We start from the raw sequence: 16,674 nt of genomic DNA, 5'->3' as shown, positions 1-16,674 counted from the left end.
TCACGGCTCCCTAACGGGTTCGTGTGACAGTTCTGTTAAGTTTCGTTAAGGAAGTTGCGCCCAGGATCGGCCAGCGCCTCGGTGAGTGTTGAGGGTCAGTTGCATCGTCATGCTCGGCGGCTGAGGCGCCAAGGCGCGCGCGCCTTCCTGCGTCAAGCGGCGCGCCATCGCCCTGCCCACCACGCCCGCACCGAGAATGGCGACATCAAAGCCTTGTTCATCGATACCGGTTTGACGACGCTGATCTTTGTCGAGGCGATTGCCCGCGCCCATACTGGCAGCCGGGCGTTTCTGATGGGGGGCAAATTCAGCGCCGATAACAGCTAGACTGTGGGCACGAAGGGCTGACTCAGATCCGCGCCTTTCGGGCCGATCACGCGGTTCTCACGGTGGGCACGCTTGACGCGCGCAGCGGGGCGATGGATTACACTCTCGAAGAGGCGCAGATCGCACGCGCGATGATTGAGCAATCCAATCGCGTGATGGTCTTGGCTGACAGCTGGAAATTTGCGGCCCTCGCGTCATTTTCGGTATGCCCGGTTAGCAAGATCGACCGTCTGGTGACCGAGGCCGCGCCCCCTCAAGAGACGCGCGCGGTGTTCGAGACGGCGGGCGGGATGCTGGTTTTGCCGCGTTGAGCGCTATGTAATGTGAAGCCCCGATCACAAGAGGGGGCAGAGAGGACGCAATTTGGACCACCCTAATATCCCGATGTTTTTCCTGCATATCGCGGGGGCGGCAGCACTGTTGATCTGGTCGGTGCGTCTGGTGCGCACCGGGGTCGAGCGCGCGTTCTCGTTGCAATTGCGTCGCTGGCTGCGCTGGTCAGCGGGCAGTCGGGTGCTGGCAGCAGCCTCGGGGATGAGCACGGCGATCTTGCTGCAAAGCTCGACGGCGGTGGCGCTTCTTGTGTCCAATTTCGTTGCGCGCGGCACGATTGCGGTGGCGGTGGGATTGGCGATCTTGCTGGGTGCGGATGTGGGATCGGCGATCGTGGCGCAGCTCTTGTTGTTACGCCAAACCTTCTTGCTGCCGCTGCTGTTGCTGGTTGGGGTTGCGATGTTCCTGCGCGGCCATCAGCGCCGCATCCGCCAGACCGGGCGTATCCTGATCGGGCTGGCTTTGATCTTTGTCTCGTTGGCGATGATCCGCGAGGCCACGACGCCGCTGGTGGACAGTCAGGGGGCGGCGAATGTGATGGCCTATCTGGCGCGCGATACGGTGACGGCCTTTGTTATTGGCGCGGTGTTTGCTTGGGTCGTGCATTCCAGCGTGGCGGCAGTGTTGCTGTTCGTGACGCTGGTGTCGCAAGGCCTGTTGCCCCCCGAAGCGGCGGTGGCGATGGTTCTGGGGGCCAATATGGGCGGCACGTTCATCGCTTTCATGCTGACCTTGACCGCCCCGATTGAGCCGCGCCGCATGATCGTTGCGAATTTCGTGTTGCGCGGCGGCGGGGCGGTGATGTTATTGGCGCTGATCAGCAGGCTGTCCTTGCCGCTTGACTGGCTGGGCCATAGCCCGGCGCAGCAGATCATCAATTTGCATCTGGCGTTCAACATTGGTCTGGCGCTGTTGGCGCTGCCGTTGACCGGGGTGGTGACGCGGCTGGCAGGCACGCTGATGCCCCCGCGTATGGACCCGAGCGCGGGGATCGGCCCCACCAGCGCGCTGGACCCGGCAGCGCTTGCAAGCCCCGAGCGCGCGCTGACCTGTGCAGCGCGCGAGGTGATGCATATGGGCGAGACCGCCGAGGCGATGCTGCGCGCGGTTCCGGCGCTGTTTGTGCAATGGGATGACGTGCTTGCCGCGCGCATGGTGACGGATGAAAACCACGCCAACAAAACCTTGATGGAGGTGAAGCTGTATCTTGCCAAGCTCAACCAGGCCGCGCTGAGCGATGAGACCAGCACGCGCTCGATGGAGTTGTCGAGCAATGCCGCAAACCTGTCTGCCGCGGCCGAGATGATCTCGCGCAACATGGTCTCTCTGGCGCGCCGTCTTGATAGCGAAGGGGTGCGCTTTTCCGAGCAGGGCTGGAAAGAGATCTGCGATTTTCATGACCGGGTGTTGGCCAATGTGCAGCTTGCGCTTAGCGTGATGATGACGCAAAACCCCGATGAGGCGCGCGAGTTGGTCGAGGAAAAAGACGACATCCGCGCGCTCGAACAACGCCTGCAGCGCGCGCATCTGATGCGTCTGCATGAGGGCGCGGGCGAAAGCATTGAAACCAGCAATATCCATCAGGAAACGCTGCGTGCGCTTAAGCAGGTCAATACCTCGTTCGCGACCGTCGCCACGCCGATCCTGTCGGAAACCGGCGATTTGCTAAGCAGCCGTCTGGCGCATCGCAATTAGGCGCTGCGCCAGCGGGCAGTTGGCTTGACGCAGACGGGGCGATGACGGCTAAATGCCTTCAGTCCAGTTTCGTTCGCATTTAGGTCCAGTATGACAGTCCCTGCCGAGACCTTCTTCCTTGCGCCCGATCAAAGCGGCACGCTGCAACAGCGCATTCAGCAGATGGTCGCCGAGGGCATTCTTGAGGGGCGCTTTCGCGCGGGCGACAAGCTGCCCTCTAGCCGGAAACTCGCCGTGCATCTGGGCGTCAGCCGGATCACGGTGACGCTGGCCTATACTGAACTCGTGGCCGATGATTATCTGACATCGCGCGGGCGCTCGGGCTATTTCGTGTCTGATACCGCGCCGCGCCAGCCCGAATTCACCCGCCCATCCGGGGCGCAAACGGACAGCGTGGATTGGGCGCGCGTGACGGGCCAGCGATTCACCAGTCAGCGCAGCTTTCCCAAGGCGCAGAACTGGCGCAGCTACGAATTCCCCTTCATCTATGGGCAGACCGACCCCGAACTGTTTGATCATCAAAACTGGCGGCACTGTGCGCTGCGCGCGCTGGGCAAGCGCGATTTCGACGTGATGGCGGGCGATTATTACGAACATGACGACCCGATGCTGATCGAATATATCGCGCGCAACATTCTGCCGCGACGCGGGATTTCCGCCCATCCAAGCCAGATTTTGCTAACGCTGGGGGCGCAAAATGCGCTGTGGTTGTCGGCGCAGGTTTTGCTCAATAGCCGGCGCACGGCGGCGCTGGAAAACCCCTGCTATCCGGGGCTGCGCAGCGTGCTGGACCAGACCCGCTGTCGCAGCGTGCAGATCGACGTTGATGAAGACGGTCTTCCCCCCGAGGCGCTGCCCGAAGATGTCGATGTGGTTTTCACCACCGCCAGCCATCAATGCCCGACCAATGCGACGATGCCGCGCGCGCGGCGTGAACGGCTGTTGGCGTTGGCAGCCGAGCGTGATTTCGTCGTGGTCGAGGATGATTACGAATTCGAGATGTCCTTTCTCAAGGCCGCCTCGCCCTCGTTGAAATCGCTGGATCGCGAGGGGCGGGTGATCCATGTCGGCTCGTTCTCCAAATCGCTGTTTCCGGGGCTGCGGCTGGGCTTTCTGGTGGGCTCTGAGCCCTTCATCGCCGAGGCGCGCGCACTGCGCGCCACCGTCTTGCGCCATCCGCCCGGCCATGTGCAGCGCACCGCCGCCTATTTTCTGGCGCTGGGCCATTATGATGCGTTGGTCAACCGGCTGCATCAGGCCTATCGCCGCCGTCGTATGTTGATGGATGAGGCGATCATCGCGCAGGGATTGCAGGTCGCGGGGCAGGGCGCGTTTGGCGGCTCCAGCTTTTGGATGCGCGCGCCCGAGGGCATCGATACCCGCGATCTGGCGGAACGGCTGGCGGCGCGCGGGGTGTTGATTGAACCGGGGGCTGCGTTTTTTGACGAATCGCAGGGGCCGTGCCCGTTCTATCGCCTCGCCTATTCCTCGATCCGCAACGCGCGTATCCCCGAGGGCATTGCGCTGATCGCCCAAGAAATCGCCAAAACTGGACTTAAGTAGCCTGTCCGGCTGGCCCTAATCAGTCCCGCTGCACCACGTCATAGATCGTGCGGAAGGGGCGCGTATTCAGGCCCCAAACCCGAGATCCCAAGGAGCCTATGCCATGAAGATGACGACCGAAGAGGCCTTTGTTAAAACCCTGCAACTGCATGGGCTTGAACATGCTTTTGGTATTATCGGATCAGCCATGATGCCAATTTCCGATCTCTTCCCGGCGGCGGGCATCACCTTTTGGGACTGCGCGCATGAATGCAATGCGGGGATGATGGCCGATGGCTTTACCCGCGCGAGTGGCAAGATGTCGATGATGGTGGCGCAAAACGGCCCCGGCATCACCAATTTCGTCACCCCCGTGAAAACCGCCTATTGGAATCACACGCCGCTCTTGCTGGTCACGCCACAAGCGGCCAATGCCACGATCGGGCAGGGCGGCTTTCAAGAGGTCGAACAGATGCGGCTATTTGCCGATATGGTCGCCTATCAGGAGGAGGTGCGCGATCCGTCACGCATCGCCGAGGTGCTCAACCGCGTGATCCTCAAGGCCAAGCGCGCCTCAGCGCCCGCGCAAATCAATATCCCGCGCGATTTCTGGACCAAGGTGATTGATATCGATCTGCCCAAGGTCGTCAGTTTTGAGCGCCCCACGGGTGGCCAAGACGCGATTGCGCAGGCCGCCGCACTGCTGTCGCAAGCGAAGTTTCCGGTGATCCTGAACGGCGCGGGTGTCGTGCTGGCGGGGGCTATTCCTGCCTCAATTGCGCTGGCAGAGCGGCTGGATGCGCCGGTTTGCTGTGGCTATCAGCATAATGACGCGTTCCCCGGCTCGCATCCGCTGTTTGCGGGGCCGCTGGGTTATAACGGGTCCAAGGCGGGGATGGAGCTGATCGCCAAAGCCGATGTGGTGCTGGCTCTGGGCACGCGGCTGAACCCGTTCTCGACGCTGCCGGGCTATGGCATGGATTACTGGCCCAAAGACGCCGCGATCATTCAGGTCGATCTCAACCCCGACCGGATCGGGCTGACCAAGCCGGTGGCGGTGGGCATTGTTGGTGATGCGGGCAAGGTGGCGGATGCGATTTTGGCGGAACTGGCGACAGATGCGGGCGATGCCGGGCGCGAGGCGCGCCGCGCGCTGATCGGGCAAACCAAATCGGCTTGGGCGCAGCAGCTGTCCAGCATGGATCACGAGGACGACGATCCGGGCACCACTTGGAACGCCCGCGCGCGCGACGCCAAGCCCGATTGGATGAGCCCGCGCATGGCGTGGCGTGCGATCCAGTCCGCGCTGCCAAAAGAGGCGATCATCAGTTCCGACATCGGTAATAACTGCGCCATCGGTAACGCCTATCCGAGTTTCGAGGCGGGGCGGAAATATCTGGCGCCGGGTCTGTTCGGACCGTGCGGCTACGGCTTGCCTGCGATCATGGGGGCAAAAATTGCGCAGCCCGATATGCCAGTCGTGGGCTTTGCGGGCGACGGCGCGTTTGGCATTTCGATGAACGAGATGACGGCGATCGGGCGCAAGGAATGGCCTGCAATCACGATGGTGATTTTCCGCAACTACCAATGGGGCGCGGAAAAGCGCAACACGACGCTGTGGTTTGACGACAATTTCGTGGGCACCGAGCTGAATGAGGGCGTCAGCTATGCCGCCATCGCCAATGCCTGCGGCCTCAAGGGGGTGCAGGTGAAAACCATGGACGATCTGACAGCCGCGCTAGATGGCGCGATCAAGGCGCAAAAAGCAGGCCAGACGACCTTTATCGAGGCGCTGATCAATCAGGAGCTGGGCGAGCCGTTCCGCCGCGACGCGATGAAGAAACCCGTTGGCGTCGCCGGGATCAGCGCTGCCGATATGCGCCCGCAAACCGGCGTTTGAAGCAAAGGCACTTTTGGCGGGGCTTTTGACGGCGTGTCTGTGCAATTTGCAAAACTGGTCTTATCTGGCGGGCACAATTGGCACTACGCAGTTTCGCCGCAGCGCGGAAAGATCAGCGCTTGATCCGCCGCGCCCTGCGGCCCCCCTGAGTGGAGCGATTAGCATGAATAAGAACCTGACTTCGAACGATCTGAGCCATGTGATCGCGGCTGATAAGGCGCGGGTCTGGCACCACCTGACGCAGCATAAACCTTTCGAAAGCATCGACCCGCGCGTGATGGTCGAGGGCAAGGGCATGAAGCTGTGGGATGCGCTGGGCAAAGAGCATCTGGATGCGGTCTCGGGCGGTGTCTGGACGGTCAATGTCGGCTACGGGCGCGAAAGCATCGCCGATGTTGTGCGCGACCAACTGGTGAAACTGAATTATTTCGCAGGCTCGGCGGGCTCGATCCCGGGGGCGCTGTTTGCCGAAGCTTTGATCGAAAAGATGCCGGGGATGAGCCGGGTCTATTATGCCAACTCGGGATCGGAGGCCAATGAGAAGGTCTTCAAAATGGTGCGCCAGATCGGCCACCGGGTGCATGGCGGGCGCAAAACCAAGATCCTCTATCGTGAGCGCGATTATCACGGCACCACGATCACCGCGCTCGCGGCTTGCGGTCAGCCCCAGCGCGCGCAGCAATACGGCCCCTTCACGCCCGGTTTCATCGAAGTGCCCCATTGTCTGGAATATCGCGCGCAATGGGATGTCGAAGATTACGGACGCCGCGCAGCGGATGCGATCGAAGAGGTGATCTTGCGCGAAGGTCCTGATGAAATCGGCCTGCTGTGTCTGGAACCGGTGACGGCAGGCGGCGGCGTCATCACGCCCCCCGAGGGCTACTGGCAGCGCGTGCAAGAGATCTGCGCCAAATACGATATCATGCTGCATATCGACGAGGTGGTCTGCGGCGTCGGGCGCACCGGCGAGTGGTTTGGCTATCAGCATTACGGGGTAAAGCCCGATTTCGTGACGATGGCCAAGGGCGTGGCCTCTGGCTATGCCGCGATTTCGTGCACCGTCACCACCGAGGCGGTGTTCGAGATGTTCAAGGATGACAGCGATCCGCTGGGCTATTTCCGCGATATCTCGACCTTTGGTGGCTGCACGTCAGGGCCTGCGGCGGCGCTGGAAAACATGCGCATCATCGAAGACGAGAACCTGCTGGACAACACCAACCGGATGGGCGCGCGGATGATGGAGAATCTGCACGCGCTGATGGAGCGTCATGCGGTGATCGGCGATGTGCGCGGCAAGGGGCTGTTTTGTGGCGCCGAGCTGGTCAACGATCGCACCAGCAAAGAGCCTGCGGATGAAAAACGCGTCGCCGCCGTGGTCGCAGATTGCATGGCGCAGGGCGTGATCATCGGCATGACCAACCGCTCGCTGCCCGGCTTTAACAACACGCTGTGTTTCAGCCCCGCGCTGATCGCCACGCCCGATGACATTGACGCGATCACAACTGCGGTGGATGGCGCGCTGGGACGGGTGTTTGGCTAGGCGCGGTCTTGCACTGCGTGAATGTGCGCGCCATTTTGCCCGAGGGTAATGAAAGGAAGCACTATGCTGAAAGTCTATCTCTCGGGCGAGATCCACACCGACTGGCGTGACAGCGTTAAATCGGCGTGCAAGGGGCTCAAAATTGACTGGTCCGGCCCGGTCACCGATCACGCGGCCTCTGATGATTGCGGGGTCGAGATATTCGGGGCCGAGGCGGATAAGTTCTGGCATGACCGCAAGGGGGCGTCGCTCAACGCGATCCGCACGCGGCGCGGGATTGAGGGCTGTGACGTGCTGGTTGTGTGCTTTGGTGAGAAATACAAACAGTGGAACGCGGCCTTTGATGCGGGCTACGGGGCGGCACTGGGCAAGCCGATCATCGTGCTGCAACCCGATGATCACGACCATGCGCTCAAAGAGGTGGACGCGGCTGCCAATGCCGTTGCGCGCACACCCGAACAAGTCGCGCGCGCGCTGCGCTATGTGCTGACGGGCACGCTTTAGGCGGGGCGTGGCCTAGCGGTTGTAATAGTCGCGAAACCACGCCACGAAGCGTTCAACCCCGTCGCGGAAATCGGTCTGTGGGCGATAGCCGGTCAGGCTGTGCAACAGGCTGGCATCGGCCCAGGTTGCTGGCACATCGCCCTTTTGCATATCCATGTAATTGCGTTTGGCGGGGATGCCGATCGCCGCCTCGATGGCCTCGACGAAATCCAACAGGCGCACCTTGTCGGAATTGCCGATATTGACCACGCGATAGGGCGCGACGGGGGACAGGCTGTCGCCCTCGGCGATGTCCTCGGGGGTCGCAGGGCGCACGGGCGGGGTGTCGATCAGCAAGGCGATACCGCGCACGAGATCCTCGACATAGGTAAAATCGCGATACATTTCGCCGTGATTATAGACGTCGATGGGCCGTCCATCGAGGATCGCATCGGTGAATTTGAACAGCGCCATATCGGGGCGCCCCCACGGCCCGTAAACCGTGAAAAACCGAAACATCGTGGTCGGGATATTCCACAGATGGGCATAGGAATGGCCCATCGCCTCGGTCGCTTTTTTCGTCGCGGCATAGATCGTGAGCGGCGTGTCGGCCTTGTCGGTCTCAGCGTAGGGCATGTCCGTGTTGGCCCCGTAAACCGAACTGGTCGAGGCCATCAGCAGATGATCGACCTCAAGCCGGCGCGCGATCTCCATGATGTTGAACGTGCCCACCACGTTGGTTTCAATATAAGCGCGTGGGTTTTCAAGGCTGTAGCGCACGCCGGCTTGGGCGGCGAGATGCACGATCACATCGGGGGCGAACTCATCGCAGACCCGATCCAGCAGATCGCGATCTTCCAGCATCCCCTCGGTCGCCGAGAAATTCGCATCTTGCAGCAGCATCGAATGGCGGCGCTGTTTCAGCGCGACGTCGTAATAATCGGTCATCCCGTCAAAGCCGTGCACCCGCACACCCTGCGCCAATAACAGCTTGGCAAGATGGTAGCCGATAAACCCGGCAGAGCCGGTGATGAGAACGCGTTTAGCAGCCATGTGTCATATCCGTTCTAGAGGTGCGCGCGCCACTATAGGGCGGGAGGCGGGCCTGCTCAACGGCAGGCCTGTGGTGCACCCGATCAGAGCTCGCGCCGGGCTGCACGCCCGCCGCGGCGTTGTTGCAACCGAGGCGCGCGGGCAGGCAGTTGCGCCATGATGTCACGACGCTGCTCGGGGCTGAGACGGGTCCAGGCGCCGATCTCGTCGAGGGTGCGCAAGCAGCCGATGCACAGCCGCTCTTGGGGGTGAATCTGGCACAGCTTGACGCAGGGGCTTTCGACCTCGTCACGTTTCCAGATTTCGTCGCTCATTGCGCCCCCAGATAGCGCAACCGATCCAGCGCGCCTTGCAAGATAAACGCCGCCGCCACATGGTCAATCGCCTCGGCGCGTTTGGCACGCGACAGATCGGCCTCTAGCATCGCGCGTTCGGCGGCCACTGTCGACAACCGCTCATCCCAGAAAGAGATTGGCAGGTCTGTGAGATTTTCAAGGTTGCGCGCAAAGGCCCGCGTCGATTGGCAGCGCGGCCCCTCAGAGCCGTCCATATTCATCGGCAGCCCCAGAATCAGCCCGCGCAAATCCCGCTCGGCCACGATGGCCAGCAGCGCCTGCGCATCCAGACCGAACTTGCGCCGCCGGATCGTGAGCAGCGGTGAGGCGACCGAGCGCAGCCCGTCCGACACCGCCACCCCGATCGTTTTCGTGCCCAGATCAAGACCCGCCACCCCGCCTGTACGCGGCAGCTGGGCAGCGAATGCGATCATGTCGGGGCAGATCACTGAGACAACCCGGCGGCTTGCGCAGCCGCTTGAACCTGCGCCAAAGCGGCGCGATCACTGGCCAGTGCTTGCTGCGCCTCGCCCAATGCCTCAAGCGCGCGATCCTTTTCGCCCAACGTGGCAAGCGACGACACCACGCGCGACCATTCCGCCGCGGTGCCGCCCTCGGTCGTCAGGCGGTCAAACAGCCCATCAACCATGCCCTGAATCATCTGTTTGCGATCTGCGGGGCTCATTTGCGCGGCGTCCTTCATCTGCTCGGCACTCGGGCCGGGCAGCATCGGGGCGCCTTGGGTCGCACCTTGGGCAGGGGCAGGCGTGCCACCCGTCGCCTCAAGCGCTTTGCCCACGGGGGCCTGATGCGCCGTGTCGATCTTGGCCATATCTTGGGGCTGGGCGGCAAATTTGCCCTTCGCCTCGCCATAAATCGCATTGGCGCGATCCACCTCGCCAAGCATGCGCAACGAGGAAATCAGCCGCGCCCAATCATCTGCGCTGCCACCTTCTTGCGCCAACCGATCATTGAGCTGGTTGACCATCCCGCGGATCATGTTCTGACGCTCGGCCGGGGTCATATCGGCCGCGGCGGCAATATCGGCTTGGTTTGGCCCAACGCCGCGCGGCATCGGTGGCGTGTAGTCGTTTTCGCCCGCAAGCCATGCTAACTCGTTGATATTCTGACGAATCGTGGGCACCCAAGGCGCATCATCGGGCGAGTTGCGCAGCAAGCCGTCCCAAATGCGAAACGCTCGGTCCTCACGTGAATTCTGCACCATCATCAGGCCGACATAGTAAAGCGACAGCCCGTTTTCCGGATCTTTCTGCAGCGCGGTGGCAAAGACTTTCTCCGACTCGGGCGTGACAAGCCCCCCTGCGGCCACAACCATCAATTCGCCAAGCTGGGCGTAGTCATCGGCACTGGCTGCCTCGCCTTTGAGCGCCAGCAACCGCTGTTGCGCCTTCCAGGCCGCGTCAAAATTGCCCATCGCGGCTTCATTGCGCGCCAGCAATTCCAACCCTTTGGGGTCGTTTGGTTTTTTTGAAACGGCTTCGCGCAGTTTGACCATCAGTTCGGTGAATTTCGGGTCGGGTTTGGGCTGGTCAACCTGGCGCGCGGCGACCATTTTCTCGGCCGCTTCCTGTGTCGGGCGGCTGTCATAGCGTTTGTTGGCCAGCGCATAACGCTCGGCGATGGGCTGATCGGCATAGCCCTCAGCGCCCACCCGGCCATACAGCCAGAACGCCCCGCCAACCAGCGCAACAGCCCCGACGCTCAGCACGATCATCGCCCACTGAGGTGCGCGCGACGTGTCCGACCCCGCCTGCACTTTGCGGTCTGCCTCCAGCATCCGGCGCGAGATTTCAAGCTTGGCGCGCTCGGCCTCTTCGCGCGAGGTCACGCCGCGTTCGACATCGCGTTCGATATCGCGCAGCTGATCGCGATAAACCTGCACATCATATGACGCAGTCGGGGCTGGATCGCTTGCCCCCCCGCGCATCACGGCAAGTGCAAACAATAGCGTAATGATCGCGACAAGCGCGGCAGCGATAGTCCAGAACAGCATGGCGTTTCCTCTCCTTGCGCATTCATTTAGGCGAGAAATGCCCTGCCTGAAAGCCCCCAGCACCACGATGGAGCGCGATGTCGCAGCCTGATGTCGCTTTTTTCTCTGCAATGCCGCATCGGGGGGGCTGTCAAAGGGGCGCGCAGTCCATCACAAAGACAGATGAGAGTCGCCAGATCAGTTACCGAGGGCCGCCCATGAAACGCTATTCGATCTTTGCTGTCGCGCGCGAGGCGCTGCGCTATCACGCGGGATGGGAGCGGGCTTGGCGCAGCCCCGAGCCCAAGAAACGCTACAAGGTGGTCGTGATCGGCGCAGGCGGCCATGGACTGGCGACGGCCTATTACTTGGGCAAGGTGCACGGGATCACCGATGTCGCGGTGATCGAAAAAGGCTGGCTGGGCGGGGGCAATACCGGGCGCAACACCACGATCATCCGCTCGAATTACCTGCAGGACCCTTCGGCGGCGATCTATGAAAAGGCCCGCTCACTGTATGAGGGGCTGAGCCGCGATCTTAATTATAACGTGATGTTCTCGCCGCGCGGGTTGTTGATGCTGGGCCAGACAGAACATGAGGTGCGCGGCTATCAGCGCACGGTCCATGCAAACCGCCTGCAAGGTATCGCCACTGAATGGATCGGACCCGAACGCGTGAAGGAATTGGTGCCAATCCTCAATATCGACGGGCCGCGCTATCCGGTGCTGGGGGCCCTGTATCAGGCCCGTGGCGGCACCGCGCGCCATGATGCGGTGGCCTGGGGCTATGCGCGCGCCTGCTCAAGCATGGGGATGGATATCATTCAGCAATGCGAAGTCACTGGAATCTCGCAAAATGCAGGAAAAGTGACAGGAATCACCACGAGCAAGGGCGAGATCGGCTGTGAAAACCTCGCAATTGTGGTAGCGGGCCATAGCTCGGTTCTGGCCGAAATGGGCGGCTTCCGCCTGCCAATCGAAAGCGTGGCGCTGCAAGCTTGGGTGTCTGAACCCATCAAACCCTGCATGGATGTGGTCGTAATGGCCAACACCGTGCACGGCTATATGAGCCAATCGGACAAGGGTGAAATGGTGATCGGCGGCGGCACGGACGGGTTTAACAACTACACCCAAAGGGGCAGTTGGCATCATGTTGAGGAAACCACCCGCGCGCTGGTCGAAACCTTCCCGATCATCTCGCGTCTCAAGATGCTGCGCCAATGGGGCGGTATCGTGGATATGACGGGCGACCGCTCTCCGATCCTGTCCAAAACCCCGGTTGAGGGCATCTTCGTCAATTGCGGCTGGGGCACTGGCGGGTTCAAATCGATTCCCGGCTCGGGTTTTGCAATGGCCGAACTGATTGCGCGCGGCCACTCACCGCTGGCCGCCGAATTCAACCTCAACCGGTTTAAGGAAGGCCGTTTCATCGACGAGTCGGTGGCGGCAGGGGTGGCGCATTGATGGCGCAATCTGTCTTCCTCTTGACGAAAATATCCCGCGGGGGTCCGGGGGCGCGAAGCCCCCGGCGCCTGCCAAGCAAAGGCCCGCTGACATGCTGACCCTCACCTGTCCCTGCTGCGGCATTACCGCCGAGGAAACCGAATTCGCGCCCGGCGGCGAGGCCCATCTCAAACGCTTCGGCCCGGATTCCTCGGATGCCGACTTTGAGGGCTACCTGTTCGCGCGCAAGAACCCCAAAGGCGTGCATTTCGAACGCTGGCGTCACGCCTATGGCTGCGGCAAGTGGTTCTTGGCCGCGCGTTGCACCGCGACGCTGGAAGTCTTTGGCACCTACGCGGCGCAAACCCACAAGCCGCCTGCCGATTTGATTAAGAAAATCAAGGCGAAACGGCCCGAATGGGAGCCTCAAGCATGAGCACACGTCTAAGCAAGGGCGGTCGCCTGATTGATCGCGCAAAACGGCTGAATTTCACTTTCAACGGCAAGCCGATGCAGGGCTATGAGGGCGACACGCTGGCCTCAGCGCTGCTCGGGGCGGGGCAGGTGATGGTCGGGCGCTCGTTCAAATATCACCGCCCGCGTGGGATCATGGCCAGCGGCGTCGAAGAACCCAACGCGCTGGTGGGGCTTGGTCGCAACGCCCGTTTCGAACCCGATCAGCGCACCACCACGACCGAGCTGTTCGAGGGCGCGGAAACGCGCAGCCAGAACCACTGGCCCAGCCTTGAATTCGACGTTGGCGAGATCAACGACGCGTTCTACAAATTCCTTCCCGCAGGGTTCTACTACAAGACCTTCATGGCCCCGCAAGCCGCGTGGAAACACCTGTTTGAGCCGATCATTCGCAAATCCGCAGGGCTCGGCGGCGTGCCCAAAGAGGCCGATCCCGACCGCTACGAACAGGCCTATGCGCATTGCGATGTGCTGGTTGTGGGCGGCGGTGTGGCAGGGCTTGCGGCGGCGCTGCGCGAAGGGCGCGCGGGCAAGCGCGTCTGGCTGGTTGAGCAAAGCGCGTATTGGGGCGGGCGCACGCCTGTCGATGGCGGCCAGATCGACGGGTTCGAGGCTTGCGACTGGATTAAGACAACCCTGCAAGAGCTTGAATCGATGGAAAATGTCACGCTGCGCACACGGCTGATGGCGGCGGGTCAATATGATCATGGCTATGTCATCGGGCTGGAAAGCGTGGGCGATACCCGCCCCGGTGCTGACCTGCCGCGCCATCGTTTGTGGCGCATCCGCGCAGGGCGCACGATCACTGCGACGGGCGCAATCGAGCGCCCGCTGGCCTTCGCGGGTAATGACGTGCCCGGCGTGATGCTGGCCAGTGCGGTGCGCGATTATGTGGCGAATTGGGCGGTCTCGCCCGGGGATCGCACGGTGATCGTGACCAATAATGACGATGCCTATCGCACGGCGCTGGCGCTGCTGGATGCCGGGCTGTCGGTGCCCGCTATTGTGGATGCGCGCGAGACCAGTCACGGCGCGCTGCCCCAAGAGGTCAAGGCGCGCGGCGTGCGCGTGCTTGAGGGGCGCGCGGTGGCCAAGGTTTTGGGGCGCCAGCAGGTCTCGGGGGTGGAAATCTGCACACAGGCTGGCGAGGGCGGTGCGATTGAAACCATCGACTGCGACTGCGTGGCAATGTCGGGCGGCTGGTCGCCGGTTGTGCATCTGTGGTCGCATTGTGGCGGCAAGCTGATCTGGGACGCGGGGCAGGCGATGTTCCGCCCCGATCCCGAGCGCCCCCCCCTGGGCGCGGATGGCACGGCGATGGTGCAGGTGGTCGGTGCGGCCAATGGCGATCTGACCTTGGCGGCGGTCATGGGGGGGGCGGGGCTTGGCGCCTGTTCCAGCGATGAGGCCGCGATGATGCCGGTCTGGCAAATGCCGGCAGGCGCACCCCCTGCGTTGCGCTTCAAAAGCTTCCTTGATTTTCAGAATGACGTGAAGGTCTCGGATGTGCAGCTTGCGGCGCGCGAGGGCTATGAAAGCGTTGAACATACCAAGCGCTACACCACGCTCGGCATGGCGACCGATCAGGGGAAGTTAAGCAATATCAACGGGCTCGCCGTGCTTTCTGATGCGCTAGGTCAGCCGATCCCGGCCACCGGGACCACCACTTTCCGCCCGCCCTACACTCCGATCAGCCTTGGCGCGATCACTGCTGAGGCCAAGGGGCCGCTGTTCCAACCCCTGCGCCGCACGCCGATGCAAAGCTGGCACGAGGCGCGCCACGCCCATTGGGAGCCGGTGGGCCAATGGCGCCGCCCCTATTGCTATCCGAAAGCGGGCGAATCCCATCGCGAGGCGGTCAATCGCGAGATCACCAATACGCGCAGCAATGTCGGGCTGCTCGATGCCTCGACGCTAGGCAAGATCGTGGTGAAAGGGCCCGATGCCGGACGCTTCCTCGACATGCTCTATACCAACATGATGTCGACCCTGCCGGTCGGAAAATGCCGCTACGGGCTGATGTGCAACGAGAACGGCTTTCTAATGGATGACGGTGTCGTGGCGCGCCTGTCTGACGATAGCTGGCTGTGCCACACCACTTCGGGCGGGGCCGATCGCATCCACAGCTGGATGGAGGATTGGCTGCAATGCGAATGGTGGGACTGGAAGGTCTATACCGCCAATCTCACCGAGCAATTCGCCCAGATCGCAGTGGTCGGGCCCAAGGCGCGCCAGTTGCTGGAGAGGCTTGGCGGCATGGATCTGTCCAAAGAGGCCTTGCCCTTCATGCAATGGCTTGAGGGCAGGCTTGGCGGTTTCGACGCCCGCATCTTCCGGATCTCCTTCTCAGGCGAACTCAGCTACGAAATCGCCGTGCCCGCCTCGCAGGGCCTTGCGCTGTGGGAGAAACTGGTCGCCGAGGGCAAAGACCTTGGCGTCATGCCCTACGGCACCGAAGCGCTGCATGTGATGCGCGCTGAAAAGGGCTTTATCATGATCGGGGATGAGACCGACGGCACGGTGATCCCGCAGGATCTGGGGCTGAACTGGGCGATTTCGAAAAAGAAGTCCGACTACCTTGGAAAACGCGCCCAACAGCGCCCGCATATGACTGATCCCAACCGCTGGAAACTGGTCGGGCTAGAAACACTTGATGGCTCGGTGATCCCCGATGGCAGCCACGCCCCCGCAGATGGCTATAACGCCAATGGGCAGCGCAACACCCAAGGCCGCGTCACCTCAACCTATTATTCGCCCACGATCGGCAAAGGCATTGCGATGGGGCTGGTGCTGCACGGGCCCGACCGGATGGGTGAGGTGATTGAGTTTACCGGAGAGGGCGATGCGATGGTCAAGGCGCGCATCACCGATCCGGTCTTTTACGACAAGGACGGGGAGAAGCAGAATGTCTGACGCTGTGAGCGCCTTGCAAGGCGCAACGCATGAGGGCTTTGTCACCGTGGCCGAAGCCGGGCTGGTCGGGATGCTGTCGATCCGCTGTGATTTAACATCAAAAACGCTTCTCAAGGCGCTGAAGGCGCATGGTTTTCCCAAGCCTGAGCCGCGCCAGATCGTGGAAGCCGAAAGCGGCGCGTTGGCGTGGATGAGCCCGGATGAATTGCTGCTGATATGCGATCATGCGCAGGCCGCGCAACTGGCGCGGACGCTGTCGGAGGCGCTGGAGAAAACTCATGCGCTGATCGGTAATGTTTCGGATGCGCGCGCGCTGTTTCGCATCCAAGGCGCGAAATCCGATCAGGTCATCATGAAATTGTGCCCCGCCGATATCGCGGCTCTGCCCACGGGAGAGATGCGCCGCACGCGTCTGGCGCAAGTGCCTGCCGCGTTCTGGCGCTCGGGCCCAAATGAAATTTCGCTGATCTGTTTTCGCTCGGTCGCGAGTTACGTGATGGGGCTGCTCGAAATATCCGCGCGCCCCGGATCAGAGCTTTTCGAAACCGCCTCTCCTTCCTCTTGATCCAAATATCCCGGGGGAGGCTCCACAGGAGCCGGGGGCAGCGCCCCCAGCTTGACCGCTATTTGCCGATCCCCTGTGC

Annotated in this window: 15 protein-coding genes; 11 read left to right on the top strand and 4 right to left on the bottom strand. The window is 62.0% G+C overall.

Going from position 1 to position 16,674, the window contains the following annotated elements; genetic code table 11:
* Positions 1 to 99 precede the first annotated feature (99 nt).
* The 7 genes from QZ571_RS05555 to QZ571_RS05525 all read left to right on the top strand — a co-directional run bounded on the left by QZ571_RS05555 (position 100) and on the right by QZ571_RS05525 (position 7,841).
* Positions 100 to 327: a hypothetical protein gene (locus QZ571_RS05555; protein WP_295532719.1), complete on the top strand. Its 228-nt coding sequence runs from the start codon at positions 100 to 102 to the stop codon at positions 325 to 327.
* 17 nt (positions 328 to 344) lie between these two features.
* Positions 345 to 638 (top strand): hypothetical protein, encoded by a 294-nt coding sequence (locus QZ571_RS05550; protein WP_295532777.1) that lies wholly within the window; start codon positions 345 to 347, stop codon positions 636 to 638.
* A gap of 52 nt (positions 639 to 690) precedes the next feature.
* Positions 691 to 2,355, top strand: coding sequence for a Na/Pi cotransporter family protein (locus tag QZ571_RS05545; RefSeq protein WP_295532718.1), 1,665 nt, complete (start codon positions 691 to 693; stop codon positions 2,353 to 2,355).
* 90 nt (positions 2,356 to 2,445) lie between these two features.
* Positions 2,446 to 3,918 carry a PLP-dependent aminotransferase family protein gene (locus tag QZ571_RS05540; protein WP_295532717.1) on the top strand — a complete coding sequence of 491 codons (1,473 nt, stop codon included), beginning with the start codon at positions 2,446 to 2,448 and terminating at the stop codon, positions 3,916 to 3,918.
* A 103-nt stretch (positions 3,919 to 4,021) separates the two neighbouring features.
* On the top strand, positions 4,022 to 5,797 hold the full coding sequence (xsc, locus tag QZ571_RS05535) for a sulfoacetaldehyde acetyltransferase (protein ID WP_295532716.1): 1,776 nt from the start codon (positions 4,022 to 4,024) through the stop codon (positions 5,795 to 5,797).
* A gap of 163 nt (positions 5,798 to 5,960) precedes the next feature.
* Entirely contained in the window at positions 5,961 to 7,337 is a 1,377-nt protein-coding gene (locus QZ571_RS05530; RefSeq protein WP_295532715.1) for an aminotransferase class III-fold pyridoxal phosphate-dependent enzyme, read from the top strand.
* Positions 7,338 to 7,400: 63 nt separating this feature from the next.
* Positions 7,401 to 7,841: a YtoQ family protein gene (locus QZ571_RS05525; RefSeq protein ID WP_295532714.1), complete on the top strand. Its 441-nt coding sequence runs from the start codon at positions 7,401 to 7,403 to the stop codon at positions 7,839 to 7,841.
* A gap of 12 nt (positions 7,842 to 7,853) precedes the next feature.
* On the opposite strand, the gene QZ571_RS05520 is transcribed toward QZ571_RS05525, so the two are convergent.
* The 4 genes from QZ571_RS05520 to ccmI form a co-directional block, all read right to left on the bottom strand.
* Positions 7,854 to 8,873 carry an NAD-dependent epimerase/dehydratase family protein gene (locus QZ571_RS05520; RefSeq protein WP_295532713.1) on the bottom strand — a complete coding sequence of 340 codons (1,020 nt, stop codon included), beginning with the start codon at positions 8,871 to 8,873 and terminating at the stop codon, positions 7,854 to 7,856.
* A gap of 83 nt (positions 8,874 to 8,956) precedes the next feature.
* A complete protein-coding gene (locus QZ571_RS05515; protein ID WP_295532712.1) occupies positions 8,957 to 9,187 on the bottom strand; it encodes a DUF1289 domain-containing protein in 231 nt (76 codons plus the stop codon).
* Complete coding sequence (ruvX, locus tag QZ571_RS05510) at positions 9,184 to 9,657, bottom strand: Holliday junction resolvase RuvX (protein ID WP_295532711.1); 474 nt, start codon at positions 9,655 to 9,657, stop codon at positions 9,184 to 9,186. Before ruvX ends, QZ571_RS05515 begins: the two co-directional genes overlap by 4 nt.
* Positions 9,654 to 11,222, bottom strand: coding sequence for a c-type cytochrome biogenesis protein CcmI (ccmI, locus tag QZ571_RS05505; protein WP_295532710.1), 1,569 nt, complete (start codon positions 11,220 to 11,222; stop codon positions 9,654 to 9,656). The genes ruvX and ccmI overlap by 4 nt, the downstream gene beginning before the upstream one ends.
* A gap of 197 nt (positions 11,223 to 11,419) precedes the next feature.
* On the opposite strand from ccmI, the gene QZ571_RS05500 reads away from it, so the two are divergent.
* From QZ571_RS05500 to QZ571_RS05485, 4 genes are all read left to right on the top strand, one after another.
* A complete protein-coding gene (locus QZ571_RS05500; protein ID WP_295532709.1) occupies positions 11,420 to 12,664 on the top strand; it encodes a sarcosine oxidase subunit beta family protein in 1,245 nt (414 codons plus the stop codon).
* A gap of 91 nt (positions 12,665 to 12,755) precedes the next feature.
* The gene (locus QZ571_RS05495; protein ID WP_295532708.1) at positions 12,756 to 13,079 is read left to right on the top strand and encodes a sarcosine oxidase subunit delta; all 324 of its coding nucleotides are present in this window, start codon (positions 12,756 to 12,758) and stop codon (positions 13,077 to 13,079) included.
* A complete protein-coding gene (locus QZ571_RS05490; protein WP_295532707.1) occupies positions 13,076 to 16,030 on the top strand; it encodes a sarcosine oxidase subunit alpha family protein in 2,955 nt (984 codons plus the stop codon). The genes QZ571_RS05495 and QZ571_RS05490 overlap by 4 nt, the downstream gene beginning before the upstream one ends.
* The gene (locus QZ571_RS05485) at positions 16,023 to 16,595 is read left to right on the top strand and encodes a sarcosine oxidase subunit gamma (protein WP_295532706.1); all 573 of its coding nucleotides are present in this window, start codon (positions 16,023 to 16,025) and stop codon (positions 16,593 to 16,595) included. Before QZ571_RS05490 ends, QZ571_RS05485 begins: the two co-directional genes overlap by 8 nt.
* The last annotated feature ends 79 nt before the right edge of the window (positions 16,596 to 16,674 follow it).

Source organism: uncultured Thioclava sp., from assembly GCF_913064665.1.
Lineage (GTDB): Bacteria > Pseudomonadota > Alphaproteobacteria > Rhodobacterales > Rhodobacteraceae > Thioclava > Thioclava arctica.
Note: the sequence above shows the minus strand (reverse complement) of the source record. Positions and strands in the feature narration are given on the sequence as shown.